Here is a 13,407-nt window from a genome sequence, read left to right on the forward strand (position 1 = left end):
CAGGCGGCGGTCCATGGATTGCCACGTCGCCTGTGGCTCCTCGCAATGACGAGGGGTATGGGCCTCCACCCGCCACAGGCGCAACCAGCCTATCCGGTCAACACCACTTCGAACTCTTCGCAGGCGATCTGCAGGTCGTCGTCCACGGTATAGGGGGTGTCGGCCAGAACGCGGGTGAAATAGGCGTCGTGCGCTTCGCGCCACCATGTCAGCGTCAGGTCGCCTTCGCCTTCCTTCACTGCGAAGTCCTCGTCGATATCGCCCAGCCGTTTGATTTTGACGTGCGTGGTACGCATCACCGCGCGGGCCTGCCCGGCCCAGTCGGTGACGATGGCATATTCGCCCGGCTGCGGCACGGGATCGCCCGATGCCTCCAGTTCGGCAAGCGAGCTTGCGGTTGCGCGCTTCTTTCCCGCGACGACCAGATCGGCGCAGATATCGGCATCTTCGCGGTTATCGCAGAAGTGGAATGCGGGCGGAGTATCGGCAGGCGCCGCCGGGTCGATCGCGCGATAGCGCTGCCACAGGTGTTCGACAGAAGGATGCATGGCCCGCCTCTATCCGTGCGGACGCACCGGCGGCAACCCCGGCGGGCGGCGCGTGGCCCTTTGCACAACGGTCGTAGCAAAGGGGCCACGCGGATATGTCGCGCTTACCCCTCGAACGTCACGTCCAGCGTGATTTCGCAATTGAGCACTTTGGAAATCGGACAATTCTTTTCCGCTTCCTGCGCCAGTTCGCGGAATTTCGCTTCGTCGATTCCGGCGACTTTGCCGGTCAGCGTCAGCGCGGACTGGGTGACCGAGAAGGCGTCGCCATCCTTGTCCAGCGTGACTTTGGCGGTGGTTTCCAGCGTCCCGTCCTCGTGCCCCGCACGGGCCAGCGCGAAGCTGAGAGCCATCGTGAAACACGCCGAATGCGCGGCGGCGATCAGCTCTTCCGGGTTGGTGCCGGGGGCCCCTTCGAACCGGGTGTTGAAGCCATAGGGATTGTCGACCACGCCCGATTTGGTCCTGATATGGCCTTTGCCCTCTTTGCCCAGACCTTCGTAGCGGGCGGTGGCGGAATTGACGGTTGCCATGGGGATAATCCTGTTCTGTTGGGAAATGAGGGTTCCCTCACCGGACGCACGGCAAGCCGCGCGGTTCCCCGTGGGGCGTGGTGCGGGTGTTGAGGATATTGCGGATGGCAGTGGCTGCCGAACCGCCCGACCCCTTTCCCCTCCCCCTTCGTCGTTGCGAACCCAGTGAAGCAATTCATGGCGAGAGGTTTCCGACCATCGCACCGGTTGTGGCTGGGATGAGGTGAGGTCCATGGATTGCCACGTCGCCTGACGGCTCCTCGCAATGACGAGGGGAGGGGGCGGATGAGAGTATTGGCCAGCCATCGGCAGTGCGGCTCCAACCTCTGAACCAACCCCACTCCGTGCCTTCGTGCCTTCGTGTGAACCAGGCCTCCACCCGCCCCCTCCATCGCGGCGGTGGTGGCTGGGGCGAGGGCAGTACATGGATTGCCACGTCGCCTGCGGCTCCTCGCAATGACGAGGGGAGGAGGCGAGGCGGTAGTTACTGGGTCACCCCACCCACTATCCCGTCACCCCGGCCCCCGAGCCGGGGTCCAGCTACCTCCAACGCGGTGCGGGAGAAAAGCGGGGCCCCGGATCGGGTCCGGGGCGACGGTGTGCCGGAGGGAGAGGGGATGCGGGGAGAGTGGGGTGCGCGGGGTTGCTGGCGGGGACTGCCGCATCGTCGGGCGACTCGTTTGCCGCTACCCTCCATGTCTCACGCACCTCCGCCTCCCTCCATCGCGGCCGTTGTGATTGGCGCAAGCGGCGGTCCATGGATTGCCACGTCGCCTTCGCCTCCTCGCAATGACGAGGGGAGGAGGCGGGCGAGAGTATTGGCCAGCCATCGGCAGTGCGACTCCAACCTCTGAACCAACCCCACTCCGTGCCTTCGTGCCTTCGTGTGAACCAGGCTTCCACCCACCACCCCGTCACTCATTCCAGCGCGCGAATTCGCAGGCGGGCGGGTTCGTGCACGGTGATCGCGCGGTAACTGCGCGCGATCAGGCCGTTCTTCTCCAATCGGGCGAGCGCGGCGTTGGCTGTGGCGCGGGTGACGCCCAGCAGGTCCGCGATTTCCTGCTGCGTGATGGTGACGGTGCGCGGCTGATGGCCCCCGCCGGCCAGATTGCCCAGCAGACCGGCGGCGCGGGCCAGCGTGGTGCCGCTGCGGATGCCGGCCAGCAGGTCGAGCGTTTCCTGTAACTGCGCCGCCATTGCGCCCAGCAGCGCGCGCATCGCCGCGGGATCGCTTGCCAGCACCCGTTCGAACAGCGCCCCGCCGATGAACCGCACCCGCGCCGGGCCACGGGCGAGCGAATCGACGATCCGCGGGCGCCGCGACAGGATCGCCAGCTCGCCATACGAATCGCCGGGGCCGAGCAGCGCGACCGAGCGGAACTCTCCGCTGGCGAGGAACTGGCCGACCGATACCGTGCCTTCCTCGATCAGGCAGAACCCGTCGGGCGCGGTGCCGCGCTGGTGGATCAGTTGACCGTCGGTAAACGACTGCACCGGCGCATGGTCGCGCAGCTGGCGGCGGGCGCTGTCGGGCAGGGCCTCGAACAGCATGGCCGACAGCAGCGAACGTAGCGGCGGGGTGATCCCCGGTTCGGATTGTTCGATATTTGACATTCCTGTGCCCCGGATACCGCTAAACCAGCCAAAACAAAAGGAGAGAGCAGGATGCCCGCGTCATCGATTGCCATCATCGGGATATATTTCGGGTTCGCGATACTCGAACTGTTCCGCACCAACCTGTTCGTCAAAGCCGAACAGACCCGCGACGACGGAATCGTCGAAGTGCTCAGCATGGTTATCCTGCTGGCGATCACCCAGCCCGCCATCGTGCTGGGCACAGCGGCGCTGGCGAACTGGCTGGTTCCGCAATGGGCCGGCGCGCTGGCCAACCTGAATGTGTTTGCCGCAATCCTGCTGTTTCTGGTTTGCGATGACCTGACGCAATACTGGTGGCACCGGCTCAGCCATTCGTATCACTGGCTGTATAATCTGCATCGTGCGCACCATAACGGGCGCTATATGTCGGTGCGGCTGACGTATCGGAACAATATCATCTATTATGCGATGATGCCGGGCATCTGGCTCAGCGGATTTCTGGTTTTCCTTGGTCTTGGATGGGTTTACGCCGGATATATCGTGGTGAAGATGTTGGTGATTATCGGCGCGCATTCCGATGTCGCGTGGGACCGCCCGCTCTATCGCATCAAGTGGCTCAGCCCGGTGATGTGGTTGGTGGAACGCACTATCTCGACGCCCGCGACCCACCACGCCCACCACGGCCGCCATGCCGACGACCCGGCGGTGAATTATAAGGGGAACTACGGCAACCTGCTGTTCTTCTGGGATATTCTGTTCGGAACGGCGAAAATTACCCGCACTTATCCGCAAAGTTACGGCGTCGAAGGACTGGCTCCGGCGACACTGGGGCAGCAGTTGCTGTGGCCTGTCTTCCCGGAAAACAAGGCGTTTCCCGAAGACGAAGACGCGGTTGCCGCGCCGCTGGAACAGGAAGGAGCGGCCGCCTAAAGGCCGCTACCTTCGCAGGTCGGCAGTAGGAATCAGATGATTTCTACTGCCTTTCCAGCACGTTCGAACATTCCCAGGATCGTCCCGACCTCTTCTTCCGAATGTTCGGCACACAGCGAACAGCGCAGCAGCGTCATGTTCGCCGGGGTCGCCGGGGGGCGCGCGAGATTGACATAAAGTCCTTCTTTCAGAAGGGCTTCCCACATCGCGGCACCGCGTTCCAGATCGGGCATGATGACCGCGACGATGGCGCTCTGCGGTTCGCTGGTCCCCAGTTCGAACCCGAGATCGGTCAGCCCCTTGTGCAACCGCTTGGAATTCTCCCACAAATGCGCCCGCTTGTTATGGCCGGTGGCCATCAGCTTGCGGATCGAAGTGGCCGCGGTCGCCACCACGCTGGGCGGCAGTGAGGCGGTGAAAACGTAAGGGCGGCATACTAAGCGCATGATTTCAAACTTGGGATGGTTTGAAACGCAGAACCCGCCGACGGTGCCGACGCTTTTGGAAAAAGTGCCGATCACGAAATCGACATCGTCCAGCACGCCCTGCTCTTCCGCCACACCGCGCCCGTTGGGGCCGATGAAGCCCATTGAATGGGCTTCGTCCACCAGCACCATCGCGCCATGTTTCTTAGCAACGGCAATCATTTCCCTGAGGGGAGCGATATCGCCGAGCATCGAATAGACGCCTTCGAGCACGACCAGCTTGCCCGCCCCTTCGGGAATGCGACCGAGCCGTTTGTCCATCGCCTCTATATCATTGTGTTTAAACGGAACAATCTCCGCATTGCCGAGTGCGCAGCCGTCCCAGATCGAGGCATGGCTGTCGATGTCGAGCACGACATAATCGCCCTTGCCGGCAATGGTCGAGATGATCCCCAGGTTGGCCTGATAACCCGTTGAAAACACCATGGCATGTTCCATGCCATAGAACTCTTTCAACGCTTCCTCGCACTCGCGGTGGCCCTGATACGTGCCGTTGAGTACGCGGCTGCCGGTGGTGCCCGAACCATAATCGTCGAGCGCCTGCTTGCCCGCTTCGATCACATCGGGATCGAAGGTCATGCCCATGTAGTTGTAAGTGCCCAGCAAAATGGTGTCGCGCCCATTGCAGATCGCCCGTGTGGGCGACAACACCCGCTCCATCACCAGATTGAACGGGTCTTCCACTCCGGCGGCGAGCAGATCGGCGCGTTGCTGGATCAGAGGGTCAAATTTACTGAACAAATCCGGGGTGTTACCCGTCAGCTCCGCCGGTTTATCCGGCTGTCCGATGCCTTCGCTCATTTGGCTTGCATCGTGTTGACGGCGTCGATCAACTGGCCCCAGGTTTCGATTTCGGCCTGCTGATTCATGCTGATAATGATATCGAATTCATCCTCGATCGCAGCGACGAAATCCATCACCGTCAGGCTGTCGAATTCGAGATCGCCGGCAAATGTAGTGTCTTCGTCGATCGCGACACCTTTCTTGTTGAAAGGTTCGATCAGCGTGCGAACGCGGGTTTCGACTTCGGCACGATCCATAGTTGGGTCTCTTTCATCGTTCGGGTGACACCGGGTGCCACGTCATTGCGGCGCAAAAGCGGCCCGCAGGGGCGATTGTCAAGCCACGGGTTGTGCTGCCACATCTTCCACCAGCTTGCGAACCGCGGCCATAAATGGCCCGATGGAAACAGGTTTTGCGAGATAGCTGGCCGCCCCGGCGGCGCGGATTCTTTCTTCGTCGCCCTTCCCGGCATAAGCGGTGACCGCCAGCACGGGGACGTTGAAAAGCTGCGAATCGCGGCTCATTTCCGCAATCAGATCGAGCCCGGAGATATTGGGAAGCTGGATATCCATGATCGCCAGATCGGGATCGAACGCGCGCGCTGTGTTCAGCGCCAGTTCGCCATCGGCTACCGGTTCGACTTCGAAGCCGTTGGCGCGTAATACGTCGCAGAACAATTTCCGGTTAAGGTCGTTGTCCTCGACAACGAGGATTCTCTTTGCCACTGGAGCGGCTCCCTTACGCGCGAACACGCGTTGAACGAATGGCTTGAGGTTAGCAAAAATTACCAAAGGTTCACAATCTGATAATCATTCGGGAGCGCATGCCCACCATTCGGGCGATCCCGACACGCTGGCTTTGTCGGCGCTGGGCTGGGTTCTGTCCGATTCCCAACGGGCGGAACGTTTGCTGTCGCTGACCGGGCTGACGCCTGAGGTGCTGCGCGATAATCTGACCGACAGAGCCACTTTGTCCGCCGTTCTCGGCTTTCTGGAGGCGCACGAGCCCGACCTGCTGCTGGCGGCGGACGCGCTGAACGTTACCCCGGAAGCGCTGGTGAAAGCCCATGCGGAGCTGGCCCGATGACGCGCCCCTTGGTGATTTCCGATTGCGACGAAGTGCTGCTGCACATGGTTGCCCATTTCAAAGACTGGCTGGGCGAAACGCAGGGGGTGGATTTCAACCTCGTCGGCAATAATTTCGCCACTGCGATGCGCTGGCGCGAAACCGGGCAACCGGTGGAAGAACGCGATATCTGGCGCCTGCTCGGCGGGTTTTTCGACACCGAAATGCACCGCCAGAACCCTATCGAAGGGGCGGTGGAAGGGATCAACACGCTGGCGGAAAATGCCGATGTCGTGATCCTGACCAACCTGACCGACGAGCGCCAGCAACGCCGGACAGAACAGCTTGCCGCCTGGGGCGTCCATGCCCGCGTGTTCACCAATCAGGGCCCGAAAGGCCCCGCGCTGAAAGCGATTATCGAGGAATACGCACCGAGCCGGTCGGTGTTCATCGACGATCTGGCGCAGCACCATCATTCAGTGTCCGAAACGGTGCCCGATGTGCGCCGCCTGCATCTGTGCGGTGAACCGATGCTGGCCCCGCATATCGACTGTGCCCACCGGGCCGGTCACGCACACGCCCGGATTGATAACTGGGCCGAGGCATTACCCTGGTTGCAGGATCAACTGCACAATCCATCTCAAGAGGAAGACGCATGAGTTACGAAGCCCGCCTTGCCGAACTTGGCATCGCTTTGCCGACGGCCGCCGCCCCGGTGGCATCCTATGTTGCTGTGGTTGTTACCAATGGAATGGCGCACGTTTCCGGCCAGCTGCCGTTCGTCGATGGCGAACTGGTGAAAGGCCGTCTGGGCGAAGACGTATCGGTCGAAGATGGCGCGACCGCTGCCCGTGCCTGCGGCCTGATGATTCTGGCGCAGCTCAAGGCGGCACTCGGCTCGCTCGACCGCGTGGAACGGGTGGTCAAGCTGGGCGCGTTCGTCAATTCGACCGGCGATTTCACCGATCAGCCGAAAGTGGCCAATGGTGCCAGCGATCTGATGGCCGAAGTGTTTGGCGATGCGGGCAAACATGCCCGTGCCGCTGTGGGCGTTCCTGCATTGCCGCTGGGTGCGGCGGTGGAAGTCGATGCGATTGTCGCCGTTCGCCCCGATTGACGCGCTGCGCGCTCCGCCGCCCGAACCCGCGCGCGTGGCGTGGCTGGCGGGCAGGGAGTATGCGCACCGCGGGCTGCACGACGATGTCGTGCCCGAAAACTCCCCCGCTGCCTTCGCCGGTGCGATTGCGCGGGGGATGGGCATCGAATGCGATGTGCAGAAAACCGCCGATGGGCGGGCGATGGTGTTCCACGACTGGGAACTGGACCGGCTGACCGACCAGACCGGGGCCACCGGTGCGCACACCGTGGCGGAACTGGAACAGCTCACCCTGCTCGGTTCGGCAGAACGTGTCCCTTCGCTCGACCGTGTGCTCGATCAGGTTGCCGGGCAAGTTCCGCTGATTATCGAGATCAAGTCGAAACGCGACCGCAAGGTCAGCCCGTTGTGCCTCGCGGTGCTGCGTGCGCTGGAGGGGTATCGCGGTGATCATGCTGTGATGAGCTTCGATCCGCGTGTCGGGCGCTGGTTCTCGGTCCACGCGCCGGAGACCGTGCGCGGTCTGGTGGTGACGGAGGAAGGCAACCGCGGGCTGCGCGGCACGGTCGAGCGTCATCTGGCGCTGTGGCATGCAGCCCCCGATTTCATCGCTTACGACATACGCGATCTGCCGAGCCGGTTTGCGGCGGCGCAGCGTGAACGCGGGTTGCCGGTGCTGACGTGGACGGTCAGCACGGGTGAACTGCGTGAGCGGGCCGCTGTGCACGCCGATGCGCCTATTGCCGAAGGAGAAGGTGTGGCGTGAGCGCAGCCGACCTTGTCGCGCGCATGGCCGGTTCGGTTGGAGAGTTCTCGGCTGAACAGTGGGACAGCCTGACCGATGGCGATAACCCGTTCGTCAGCCATGCATTTCTCTCTGCGCTGGAAGATTCGGGCAGTGTCGGTGACGGCACCGGGTGGCAACCCGCGCCGCTGGTGATTGAAGCTGGCGATCAATTGCTGGCGGCGCTGCCCGCTTACCTGAAGGGGCACAGTCAGGGCGAATATGTGTTCGACCACGGCTGGGCCGATGCATACGAACGGGCAGGCGGGCGGTATTATCCGAAGCTGCAGATCGCCGTGCCATTCACTCCAGCGACCGGGCCACGGGTACTGACGTATAACCGAGACCTTGCCGCGCCCTTGCTGGGCTTTGCGGAGAAATTTGCCGAAGCAAACCACCTGTCATCGATCCACGCGACATTTCTCCAGCCCGATCAGCTGCCGTTGTTCGAAGACGCCGGGTGGCTGATCCGGCACGATATCCAGTACCACTGGGAAAATCGCGGCTACGGTAATTTCGAGGCCTTTCTCGATGAGCTCGCCAGTCGCAAGCGCAAGGCGATCCGCAAGGAACGCGCCGCCGCGCGGGAAGGGCTGGAAATCCGCCACTTGCGTGGCGCGGACATCCGGCAGGAGCACTGGGATGCGTTCTGGGAATTCTATCAGGACACCGGCGCGCGCAAATGGGGGCAGCCCTATCTCACCCGCGAGGCTTTCGACCTGATCGGGCAGCGACTGGGCGACCGGGTGCTATTGATGCTGGCGTTCGACGGTGCGCGGCCGATTGCCGGGGCGCTGAACTTTATTGGCGGGACGACACTGTACGGGCGATACTGGGGCTGCAACGAAGACCGGCGTTTCCTGCATTTCGAACTGTGTTATTATCAGGCGATCGATGCGGCGATTGCGCTGGGTCTGCAACGGGTCGAGGCCGGGGCGCAGGGGCAGCACAAGCTGGCGCGCGGATATGAACCGGTGGCGACGACATCGGCGCACTGGATTGCCGATCCGGGTTTCCGCGAAGCGGTGGCCGATTATCTCGAACGCGAGAAAGCCGGGATTGCCCATGATCGCCAATGGTTGGGTGAGCACACCCCGTTTCGCAAAGGCTAACGGTTGCTGCCGCGGAGTGTTACACTACCCCATACGGTGGAGCTGCGGCTAACGGCGATTCGGATCAGGCGGCGTGACGGACGCCTGCGCTCAGCCACTCCCGTGCACGACGCTGTGCTTCGGCTATTTCGCGGGCAGTCATTTCGTCGGCAACGTCGGCGCGGCACCATGATGCCTCTTCATGTCCACGCGTAGCAGCAAGGTTGAACCACTTGTGCGCTTCGATCAGATCGCAGTTCACGCCGTGGCTACCGGTCGAATATGCTACGCCGAGATCGAAACACGCTGTTGCGTCGCCCTGCGATGCTGCGGTCAGGCAATTGGCGACCAGCATGTCGGCGGTCTCATCATCGGGCAGCTTAGTGCACGCCCCTTCGATCTTGTGCAGTTTCATCGATCTTCATCCCCCTGTTGTGGCAAACCCCTGTTGCCGATGGGACGAGTTCAACCGGTTTATGGTCAATAAATAGTTAATGAGAGTTCGGAAAAAGTGAGTTCTGAACGAAAGCCAGTGCTTTTCGACAAGTAATTAGTGGACGATTCCGCATCTTCCGGGATTGTTGCTTGTGCGCGCTGGAGCAGCACCCTATAGGCCCGCCGAACGCGATCGGAGCGGCAGCGGCCATCCCGGAGGCCGGTGCAGTTGTCGATCTGCAGCAGAGGACATGTATGGCCAGCCTGGCGTCCAGCGATATCGACATTCTTGAAAAGGCGAAACGCGCGCTTGCCCCGGATTATTTACCGGACGAAAGCGAAGAATACATGTCGCCCGCGCAGCAGGATTATTTCCGCATGCTGCTGGTCGAATGGAAACGTTCGATCCTCGAATCCGCCAGTGTAACCTTACAGTCACTGCAAGACGGGCCGATCCGCGAAGCGGACCTCAATGATCGTGCGTCCAGCGAAACCGATTGGGGTATCGAACTGCGAACGCGCGACCGCCAGCGCAAACTGATTTCCAAGATCGATGCCGCTCTGCGCCGGATCGACGAAGGCGAATACGGATATTGCGAAGTCACTGGCGATCCCATCGGGCTGAAGCGTCTGATCGCTCGTCCGGTGGCAACAATGACGGTTGAGGCGCAGGAAGCGCACGAACGCCGCGAGAAGATTTCGCGCGACGATTGAACGCGCTGCTGCGAGGCAGGCGCATCATTGTGATTCGCTAAGAACTTCCCGTATTCGATGCACTGCGGTTTAAAGCTTCATTAGGCTGTTTGGCGGTATGAATCCTGTGTGGCCGCATAGAGCGCCGCCCGACTTTTATGGACTTGAGAGATCACGGAGCAGTGACCTGATGGCTGGCGTTGAAACGCGCAATGCGGAACGCGAAAGTCTTTTCCTTATGGCTGACGTTCGCCTGGAAGGTGCGGCGCAGACAGAGAGAATCAAGGTTCGTAATCTGTCTTCCGGCGGCATGATGGGCGAAGGCGATATCGCTGTGTCACGCGGATCACGGATAGTTGTGGCGTTGCGAAATGTCGGTGAAATCGATGGCAGTGTCGCGTGGGTGCAGGGCAATCGATTTGGCGTCAGCTTCGCATCGGAAATCGACCCCAAGGCACCGCGTACATCTGTGACAAAGAGCAACGCCGACCTCACCAGTCCGCGCTATACCCGTCCACCGATGACTTACGAAGATCCGGCCAGACTTCGCAAACTCTGACGCCGGTCGCGAAAATCGCATCGTGGGGCGCTGACTGGCGACTGGCAAGGTGCTAGTCCTTGCCATGATGACCACTTCGCGCCTTCGCCTGTCTGCCATGCTTGCCGCCGCAGCGTTGCTGGGTGGATGCGGCGGCTCGGGCGATCCCGATACCGTAGAGGTGGCATTCATTGCCGATTCGGCCGATTTGCTGGAAACCGGCCTGCGCCTGTCGTCGGCGGCACAACAGGTTCGCGCGGCCACGGCCACCGGGCTGGTATCGCTGGATTCGCATGGCGAGATCGTGCCGTCGATCGCCGAACGCTGGATCGTGACCGAAGACGGGCTCAGCTACATCTTCCGCGTTCGCGATGCCAACTGGCCCGACGGCAGCCAGATCACTGCGGAACAGGTGCGCGATTCGCTCCGCCAGACGATCCGCCAGCTGCGCGGAACTTCGCTGGGCCTCGATCTGGCGGCGGTATCGCAAGTGCGGGCGATGACAGGGCGGGTGGTGGAGATAGACCTTAGCGCGCCAGTGCCCGATTTCCTCCAGCTGCTCGCACAGCCCGAACTGGGCATATCCTATAAGAAGCAAGTGGCTGGCCCGATGGTGCTGGCCGAAAACAAACGCGACGGCGGGATCGTGCTGACTCCGCTGCCCCCGGAAAAACGTGGCTTGCCCGCGGTGCCCGATTGGGAGGAAAGCGTCCGCAAATTGCATGTGCGCGGGCTATCCGGTGCCGATGCGGTCGCCGCGTTCGGTAGTGGCGAGGTCGATGTCGTACTCGACGGGCGACTGGCCGATTTTCCGCGTGCCGACACCGGGCCGCTCTCGCGCGGAACAGTCCGGCTGGATGCAGCGCAGGGTATCTTCGGGCTGCGGGTTGTGCGTGACGATGGCTTGCTGGGCGATGCCGTGCGCCGCGAAGCACTGGCGATGGCCATCGATCGCGATACGCTGATGAGCCCGTTCAACATCGCTGGCTGGGTGCCCAGCACGCGACTGGTTCCGGCGGCGATTGCCGGGGGCGATGCGGGGGAGCGCTGGGCAGGCCTTACGCTGGAAGAGCGGCAGGCATCGGCGCGCCAGCGCATCGCAGGCTGGGCGAACGGCGGCGATAACAAGGCCGAAGTGCGGATTTCGCTTCCCACCGGTCCGGGCTCGGATCGCCTGTTCCAGCAGATCGCGCAGAACTGGCAGTCGATTGGCGTGACGGCGGTGCGTGTCGGGCCGGGCAGCGCGGCGGATCTGGTGCTGATCGATACGCTCGCCCGGTTTGGCAGCCCGCGTTGGTATCTCAACCAGTTCGCGTGCAGCGTGCGCCGTCTGCTGTGTTCGCCGGAGGCGGACGAATTGGTGAAGCTGGCAACTCAGGAAATCGACCCGGCCAAACGCCATGTCGCGTTGCTGGAGGCGGAAACGCGGCTGACCGCCATGCAGGGCTTCATTCCGCTGGGCGCGCCGGTGCGCTGGTCTCTGGTGCGCGGCTCAGTGCTGGGCTTTGCGCCGACGCGCCTTTCGGTGCATCCCTTGTTCCCGCTCGCCGTCGACCCCAAATAGAGGGTATGACAGGAGCACGCGCTACAATGGAAAAGCCCCGCCGGATGCAGATAGAGCTGCCGATCGGCAACGATCCGGCCTCCGTTCGCCGCCGGATGGAGGCGATGGAGCAACTGCTGGAAAATGGGTTTGTCGTGCCCGGCATCAATTTCCGCGTCGGGCTGGATGCGATCGTCGGGCTGGTCCCGGTCCTGGGCGATCTGGTGACCACTGCGATGGGCGCGTGGCTCGTATGGGAAGCGCGCAACCTCGGGATGCCTAAGTGGAAGCTGTGGCGCATGGCGGGCAATGTCGCGTTCGACACCGCGCTGGGTGCTGTGCCGCTGGTGGGCGACGCGGCGGATTTTATGTTCCGCTCGAACACGCGCAATATGAAAATCGTGCGGCGCCATCTGGATAAACACCATCCGGCGCAGCGGACGATCGACCAGTAGTTTCAACCGAGACCGGATTGGCGTAGAGCGGCGGGCATGGCCCGTGACGTAACTTATTCATCCTATCTCGACCTCGACCGTATTTTGTCGGCGCAGCACCCGACATCGGGCGCGCATGACGAGATGCTGTTCATCGTCGTTCATCAGGCGAGCGAGTTGTGGCTCAAACTGTGTTTGCACGAACTGTTCGCTGCGCGGGACCTGATCCGATCTGACGAACTGCGCCCTGCGTTCAAAATGCTGGCCCGCGTGGCCCGTGCCCAGTCGCAACTGATCGATAGCTGGGACGTGTTGAGCACGATGACCCCGCACGATTATTCGCGGGTGCGCCCGCACCTTGGTAATTCGAGCGGGTTTCAGTCGGCGCAATACCGGATGATGGAATTCCTGCTGGGCGGTCGCAACCCCGACATGGTGACGATGCACGAGGCCACGCCCGATATCGCCGCGCAGCTACGTGCCGAACTGTCGCGCCCCAGCCTGTATGAAGAGGCGGTACGCCTGCTGGCCAAGCGCGGGTTTGCCATTCCCGATGCAGTACTGAGCCGCGATCACACCGCGCAATGGGAGGCCTCGCCTGAGGTCGAGGCGGCATGGGCGGACATCTATCGCCATCCAAACGCGCATTGGGACCTGTATGAGCTGGCGGAAAAGCTGGTCGATCTGGAATACCACTTCCAGCGCTGGCGGTTTGGCCATCTCAAAACGGTGGAGCGGATCATCGGTCTCAAAACCGGCACGGGCGGCACCGCCGGCGTGCCTTATCTGGAAGGCGTGCTCAAGAAAGCGTTCTTCCCCGAACTGCTGAGCGTGCGGACTGCGATTTAGC

The 13,407-nt window shown here is 62.2% G+C and carries 18 protein-coding genes; 11 read left to right on the top strand and 7 right to left on the bottom strand.

The genetic code is table 11. The annotated features are described in order from the left end of the window. Positions 1–89: 89 nt before the first annotated feature. From D6858_RS15395 to D6858_RS15405, 3 genes are all read right to left on the bottom strand, one after another. Entirely contained in the window at positions 90–548 is a 459-nt protein-coding gene (locus D6858_RS15395; protein ID WP_120112652.1) for an ASCH domain-containing protein, read from the bottom strand. Positions 549–652: 104 nt separating this feature from the next. Next, positions 653–1,081, bottom strand: a complete 429-nt coding sequence (locus tag D6858_RS15400; RefSeq protein ID WP_120112653.1) for an OsmC family protein — start codon at positions 1,079–1,081, stop codon at positions 653–655. Between the two features lie 918 nt (positions 1,082–1,999). Next, positions 2,000–2,698: a Crp/Fnr family transcriptional regulator gene (locus D6858_RS15405; protein ID WP_120112654.1), complete on the bottom strand. Its 699-nt coding sequence runs from the start codon at positions 2,696–2,698 to the stop codon at positions 2,000–2,002. Positions 2,699–2,749: 51 nt separating this feature from the next. On the opposite strand from D6858_RS15405, the gene D6858_RS15410 reads away from it, so the two are divergent. After that, positions 2,750–3,610, top strand: coding sequence for a sterol desaturase family protein (locus tag D6858_RS15410; protein WP_120112655.1), 861 nt, complete (start codon positions 2,750–2,752; stop codon positions 3,608–3,610). Between the two features lie 32 nt (positions 3,611–3,642). Here D6858_RS15410 and spt read toward each other — a convergent pair whose 3' ends face one another. The 3 genes from spt to D6858_RS15425 form a co-directional block, all read right to left on the bottom strand. Then, a complete protein-coding gene (gene spt / locus D6858_RS15415) occupies positions 3,643–4,896 on the bottom strand; it encodes a serine palmitoyltransferase (RefSeq protein WP_120112656.1) in 1,254 nt (417 codons plus the stop codon). Continuing rightward, the gene (locus D6858_RS15420; protein ID WP_120112657.1) at positions 4,893–5,135 is read right to left on the bottom strand and encodes an acyl carrier protein; all 243 of its coding nucleotides are present in this window, start codon (positions 5,133–5,135) and stop codon (positions 4,893–4,895) included. Before D6858_RS15420 ends, spt begins: the two co-directional genes overlap by 4 nt. A 78-nt stretch (positions 5,136–5,213) precedes the next feature. Further along, the gene (locus D6858_RS15425; RefSeq protein ID WP_120112781.1) at positions 5,214–5,603 is read right to left on the bottom strand and encodes a response regulator; all 390 of its coding nucleotides are present in this window, start codon (positions 5,601–5,603) and stop codon (positions 5,214–5,216) included. A 43-nt stretch (positions 5,604–5,646) separates the two neighbouring features. On the opposite strand from D6858_RS15425, the gene D6858_RS15430 reads away from it, so the two are divergent. The 5 genes from D6858_RS15430 to D6858_RS15450 are packed head-to-tail and all read left to right on the top strand — an operon-like array spanning position 5,647 to position 8,935. Then, positions 5,647–5,964: a DUF3572 domain-containing protein gene (locus tag D6858_RS15430; RefSeq protein ID WP_420823842.1), complete on the top strand. Its 318-nt coding sequence runs from the start codon at positions 5,647–5,649 to the stop codon at positions 5,962–5,964. Beyond that, complete coding sequence (locus D6858_RS15435; RefSeq protein WP_120112658.1) at positions 5,961–6,602, top strand: HAD family hydrolase; 642 nt, start codon at positions 5,961–5,963, stop codon at positions 6,600–6,602. Before D6858_RS15430 ends, D6858_RS15435 begins: the two co-directional genes overlap by 4 nt. Then, positions 6,599–7,060, top strand: a complete 462-nt coding sequence (locus D6858_RS15440) for a RidA family protein (protein ID WP_120112659.1) — start codon at positions 6,599–6,601, stop codon at positions 7,058–7,060. The genes D6858_RS15435 and D6858_RS15440 overlap by 4 nt, the downstream gene beginning before the upstream one ends. Continuing rightward, a complete protein-coding gene (locus tag D6858_RS15445; RefSeq protein ID WP_120112660.1) occupies positions 7,032–7,805 on the top strand; it encodes a glycerophosphodiester phosphodiesterase family protein in 774 nt (257 codons plus the stop codon). The genes D6858_RS15440 and D6858_RS15445 overlap by 29 nt, the downstream gene beginning before the upstream one ends. Positions 7,806–7,828: 23 nt before the next feature. Next, positions 7,829–8,935 (top strand): GNAT family N-acetyltransferase, encoded by a 1,107-nt coding sequence (locus D6858_RS15450; protein WP_120112786.1) that lies wholly within the window; start codon positions 7,829–7,831, stop codon positions 8,933–8,935. Between the two features lie 64 nt (positions 8,936–8,999). Here the strand turns inward: D6858_RS15450 and D6858_RS15455 are convergent, their stop codons facing one another. Next, complete coding sequence (locus tag D6858_RS15455; protein WP_120112662.1) at positions 9,000–9,329, bottom strand: SEL1-like repeat protein; 330 nt, start codon at positions 9,327–9,329, stop codon at positions 9,000–9,002. Positions 9,330–9,604: 275 nt separating this feature from the next. Here D6858_RS15455 and dksA point away from each other — a divergent pair, with 275 nt between their 5' ends. The 5 genes from dksA to D6858_RS15480 all read left to right on the top strand — a co-directional run bounded on the left by dksA (position 9,605) and on the right by D6858_RS15480 (position 13,406). Beyond that, on the top strand, positions 9,605–10,063 hold the full coding sequence (dksA, locus tag D6858_RS15460; RefSeq protein WP_120112788.1) for an RNA polymerase-binding protein DksA: 459 nt from the start codon (positions 9,605–9,607) through the stop codon (positions 10,061–10,063). A 169-nt stretch (positions 10,064–10,232) separates the two neighbouring features. After that, positions 10,233–10,601, top strand: a complete 369-nt coding sequence (locus D6858_RS15465; RefSeq protein ID WP_120112664.1) for a PilZ domain-containing protein — start codon at positions 10,233–10,235, stop codon at positions 10,599–10,601. A 64-nt stretch (positions 10,602–10,665) separates the two neighbouring features. Continuing rightward, on the top strand, positions 10,666–12,144 hold the full coding sequence (locus tag D6858_RS15470) for an ABC transporter substrate-binding protein (protein WP_240623869.1): 1,479 nt from the start codon (positions 10,666–10,668) through the stop codon (positions 12,142–12,144). 26 nt (positions 12,145–12,170) lie between these two features. Continuing rightward, a complete protein-coding gene (locus D6858_RS15475) occupies positions 12,171–12,578 on the top strand; it encodes a DUF4112 domain-containing protein (protein WP_120112666.1) in 408 nt (135 codons plus the stop codon). Between the two features lie 36 nt (positions 12,579–12,614). Continuing rightward, a complete protein-coding gene (locus D6858_RS15480; RefSeq protein ID WP_120112668.1) occupies positions 12,615–13,406 on the top strand; it encodes a tryptophan 2,3-dioxygenase in 792 nt (263 codons plus the stop codon). The last annotated feature ends 1 nt before the right edge of the window (position 13,407 follow it).

Source organism: Tsuneonella suprasediminis (genome assembly GCF_003605755.1).
In the GTDB taxonomy this organism is placed as follows: Bacteria; Pseudomonadota; Alphaproteobacteria; order Sphingomonadales; family Sphingomonadaceae; genus Tsuneonella; species Tsuneonella suprasediminis.

Bases quoted from the DNA above. Each gene is read 5' to 3' on its own strand.
- D6858_RS15395 (WP_120112652.1), bottom strand. From the start codon at position 548: ATGCATCCTTCTGTCGAACACCTGTGGCAGCGCTATCGCGCGATCGAC.
- D6858_RS15400 (WP_120112653.1), bottom strand. From the start codon at position 1,081: ATGGCAACCGTCAATTCCGCCACCGCCCGCTACGAAGGTCTGGGCAAA.
- D6858_RS15405 (WP_120112654.1), bottom strand. From the start codon at position 2,698: ATGTCAAATATCGAACAATCCGAACCGGGGATCACCCCGCCGCTACGT.
- D6858_RS15410 (WP_120112655.1), top strand. From the start codon at position 2,750: ATGCCCGCGTCATCGATTGCCATCATCGGGATATATTTCGGGTTCGCG.
- spt (WP_120112656.1), bottom strand. From the start codon at position 4,896: ATGAGCGAAGGCATCGGACAGCCGGATAAACCGGCGGAGCTGACGGGT.
- D6858_RS15420 (WP_120112657.1), bottom strand. From the start codon at position 5,135: ATGGATCGTGCCGAAGTCGAAACCCGCGTTCGCACGCTGATCGAACCT.
- D6858_RS15435 (WP_120112658.1), top strand. From the start codon at position 5,961: ATGACGCGCCCCTTGGTGATTTCCGATTGCGACGAAGTGCTGCTGCAC.
- D6858_RS15440 (WP_120112659.1), top strand. From the start codon at position 6,599: ATGAGTTACGAAGCCCGCCTTGCCGAACTTGGCATCGCTTTGCCGACG.
- D6858_RS15445 (WP_120112660.1), top strand. From the start codon at position 7,032: ATGCGATTGTCGCCGTTCGCCCCGATTGACGCGCTGCGCGCTCCGCCG.
- D6858_RS15450 (WP_120112786.1), top strand. From the start codon at position 7,829: ATGGCCGGTTCGGTTGGAGAGTTCTCGGCTGAACAGTGGGACAGCCTG.
- D6858_RS15455 (WP_120112662.1), bottom strand. From the start codon at position 9,329: ATGAAACTGCACAAGATCGAAGGGGCGTGCACTAAGCTGCCCGATGAT.
- dksA (WP_120112788.1), top strand. From the start codon at position 9,605: ATGGCCAGCCTGGCGTCCAGCGATATCGACATTCTTGAAAAGGCGAAA.
- D6858_RS15465 (WP_120112664.1), top strand. From the start codon at position 10,233: ATGGCTGGCGTTGAAACGCGCAATGCGGAACGCGAAAGTCTTTTCCTT.
- D6858_RS15470 (WP_240623869.1), top strand. From the start codon at position 10,666: ATGATGACCACTTCGCGCCTTCGCCTGTCTGCCATGCTTGCCGCCGCA.
- D6858_RS15475 (WP_120112666.1), top strand. From the start codon at position 12,171: ATGGAAAAGCCCCGCCGGATGCAGATAGAGCTGCCGATCGGCAACGAT.
- D6858_RS15480 (WP_120112668.1), top strand. From the start codon at position 12,615: ATGGCCCGTGACGTAACTTATTCATCCTATCTCGACCTCGACCGTATT.